General features: G+C 68.7%; 4 protein-coding genes and 1 pseudogene. All 5 read right to left on the bottom strand.

Annotated features, from left to right (window positions below):
- On the bottom strand, positions 1–528 hold a 528-nt coding region (locus tag VFH59_RS14150; RefSeq protein WP_325165552.1), incomplete at its 3' end, for an FHIPEP family type III secretion protein.
- 12 nt (positions 529–540) lie between these two features.
- The gene (gene flhB, locus VFH59_RS14145; protein WP_325165551.1) at positions 541–1,677 is read right to left on the bottom strand and encodes a flagellar biosynthesis protein FlhB; all 1,137 of its coding nucleotides are present in this window, start codon (positions 1,675–1,677) and stop codon (positions 541–543) included.
- A gap of 4 nt (positions 1,678–1,681) precedes the next feature.
- A complete protein-coding gene (gene fliR, locus VFH59_RS14140) occupies positions 1,682–2,452 on the bottom strand; it encodes a flagellar biosynthetic protein FliR (RefSeq protein ID WP_325165550.1) in 771 nt (256 codons plus the stop codon).
- Entirely contained in the window at positions 2,449–2,718 is a 270-nt protein-coding gene (fliQ, locus tag VFH59_RS14135) for a flagellar biosynthesis protein FliQ (protein WP_325165549.1), read from the bottom strand. Before fliQ ends, fliR begins: the two co-directional genes overlap by 4 nt.
- A gap of 202 nt (positions 2,719–2,920) precedes the next feature.
- Positions 2,921–3,058: pseudogene (locus VFH59_RS14130) on the bottom strand (flagellar biosynthetic protein FliP); the annotation flags it as partial.

Here is a 3,058-nt window from a genome sequence, read left to right as displayed (position 1 = left end):
CTGTTCCTGGGTCAGCAGGCCGGCGTTGAGGTCGGCGTCGATCGCCATCTGCTTGCCGGGCATCGCGTCCAGGGTGAAGCGGGCGGTCACTTCCGACACGCGGGTGGCGCCCTTGGTGACCACCACGAAGTTGATGATGGTCAGGATCGCGAACACCACCAGGCCGACGGCGAAGTTGCCGCCGATCACGAACTCGCCGAACGCCTCGATCACCTTGCCGGCCGCCCCCGGGCCGTCGTGGCCGTGCAACAGCACCACGCGGGTCGAGGCGATGTTCAGGGCGAGACGCAAAAGCGTCGCCATCAGCACGACCGTCGGAAAAGCGGCGAACTCCAGCGGCCGCATGACGTAGATCACCGCCAACAAAATGACGAGCGACAGCGCGATGTTGAAGCTGAACAGCATGTCCAGCAGGAACGGCGGCATCGGCAGCATGACCATCGCCAGCATCGCCAGCATGACCACCGGTGCGCCGACGCCGCGGCGGCCCAGTTGCTTGAGACTTTCCATTGCGCCAGCGGCGGCCATGCGGTGTTTCCTTTAGAGCTTGTAAGGGCCCATCAGGTCCGGATCGACCTCGGGCCTGGGTGCCGGCGGCGGCTCGTCGCCGCGTGCCGTCGCCTGCTTCAACTGGTAGACGTAGGCCAGTACCTGCGCCACCGCCACGTACAGCGAGACCGGGATTTCCCGGCCCAGCGAGGTGGTGGCATACAAGGCGCGTGCCAGCGGCGGGGCCTCGACCATCGGGATCCGGTGGCCGCTGGCCACCAGGCGGATCTGCTGGGCCAGCACGTCCACGCCCTTGGCGATCACGCGCGGCGCGCCGGCGCCGTTCTCGTCGTACTTGAGCGCCACGGCGAAGTGGGTCGGGTTGGTCACGATCACGTCGGCCTTGGGCAGCTCCTGCATCATCCGGCGGCGCGACATCTCGAACTGCACCTGGCGGATGCGGCCCTTGAGCTCCGGGTTGCCCTCGGTCTCCTTGGCCTCGTCCTTGAGTTCCTGGCGGGTCATGCGCAGGCGCTTGGCGTGGTCGAACTTCTGGTAGAGCGCGTCCGCGCCGCCGATCAGCGCCAGCAGCGCGCCAAAGAGGAGCGCCGAGCGGCCCAGCAGCGACATGGCGCGCGCCACGCCGAGCGCGACGTCCGCGCGGCCCAGCGCCTGCAGCTCGTCCACCGAGTGCTTGAGCAGCAGCGCCAGCGCGCTGCCGATGAAAAGCAGCTTGACCAGCGACTTGACCAGCTCGACCAGCCCGCGCATGGCGAACAGCCGGCCCAGGCCGGCGACCGGGTTGAGCCGGTCGAACTTCGGCTGCAGCGCCTGGCCGCTGAAGCTGATGCCGCCGAGCAGCATCGGCCCGGCGAGCGCGGCCAGGATCGTCGCCACGGCGACCGGCGCAAGCAGCATCAGCGCCTCGCGCACCGCCATGCCGAGCACGCGGGCGGGCAAGGCATCGGAAAACAGCGCATCGCGGCTGTAGGAAAGGCCGAGGCCGTAGATGGTGCGGGCATGCGCCATCGCACCTTCGCTGCCCGAGAGCAGCGCGGCCACGCCGGCCAGCACCACCAGCGCGCCGGAGAGGTCGCGCGATCGCGGGACGTCGCCTTTTTCGCGGGCCTCGTTGAGTCGTTTTTCCGAGGGTTGTTCGGTGCGTTCCTGGTCGTCGCTCTCGGCCATGGGATCAGCCTCCGACCAGTTGCTGCATCAGCGACCAGGCGCTGTCCTGCAAGGTGTCGAACGCCCCGGGGAGCGCGCGCAGGCCCATCCAGAGCGCGATCGACCCGAGGCACAGGGTGATCGGGAAGCCGACCGCGAACAGGTTCATCGACGGTGCCGCGCGGCTGATCGCGGCAAAGCCGACGTTGACCACCAGCAGTGCCGTCACCGCCGGCAACGCCACGCGCACCGCACCGGCGAAGAGCTTCGCGCCGAACAGCACCACCGCGTGCAGCCCCTCGGCATCGATCGCGACGGGTCCGGGCGGCAGCGTGTGGAAACTGTCGGCCAGCAGTTGGATCAGCCGCAGGTGCCCGTTCAGCGCCAGGAACAAGAGCGTCACCAGCACCATGTAGAACTGGCTGAGCACCGGCGTGCTGCCGCCACCACCAGGATTGACCACCTCGGCAAAGCCCAGGCTCATGCCCTGCCCGACCAGCTCGCCGCCGAACGCCACCGCCTCGAACACCAGCTTCAGCACGAAGCCGACCGAGGCACCGATCAGGATCTGGCTGATCATCGTCGCCACGCCCCCGGCGCTCAGCGGATCGATCGCCGCCGGCGCGAGCGGCGCCAGCACGAGCGTCAGCACGACGACCAGTCCGACGCGGATGCGTGCGGGAATCATCGGCGCACCCAGCACCGGCGCGATCAGGCACAGGCCGCCGACGCGGCCGAGCGCCCACAGCAGGCCGCCCAGCCAGTTTTCGAGCTGGGCGAGGTCCACCGTCGTCATTTGACGGCCCCGGGCAGCCCCTCGATCAGCTGCCGCGTGAACTGCACCAGCGTGCGCAGCATCCACGGGCCGGTGATCAGCGCCACGACCGCCATGGCGATCAGCTTGGGGATGAACGAGAGGGTCATCTCGTTGATCTGCGTGGCCGCCTGGATCACGCCTACCAGCAGGCCCACGGCCAGCGCGGTGAGCAGCAGCGGCGCGGCCACCAGGATCGCCACGTAGAGCGCGTGCTGGCCGAATTCGATGACGGATTCAGGGGTCATGGCGTCAGCCAGGGAACAACAAACGGGGCGCGCGGCGCGCGGCCGGGTCCTTCCCCCGCGGAGGCGGGGGAAGGTGCCGACAGGCGGATGGGGGCGCTTTTGGCGTGGGGCTTCACGGGAAGGTTCCCCGCAAGGCTTCCCCCATCCGCCCTCCGGGCACCTTCCCCCGCGCGCGGGGGAAGGATCGGCGTGACGGGGCCCGTCATGTGTAGAAGCTTCCAGCCAACGTCCCGATCAGCAGCGTCCAGCCATCGACCAGCACGAACAGCATGATCTTGAACGGCAGCGAGATGATCATCGGCGAGACCATCATCATGCCCATCGACATCAGCACGCTGGC

This window comes from Frateuria sp. (assembly GCF_035695185.1).
Classification (GTDB): Bacteria; Pseudomonadota; Gammaproteobacteria; order Xanthomonadales; family Rhodanobacteraceae; genus Frateuria_A.
Note: the sequence above shows the minus strand (reverse complement) of the source record. Positions and strands in the feature narration are given on the sequence as shown.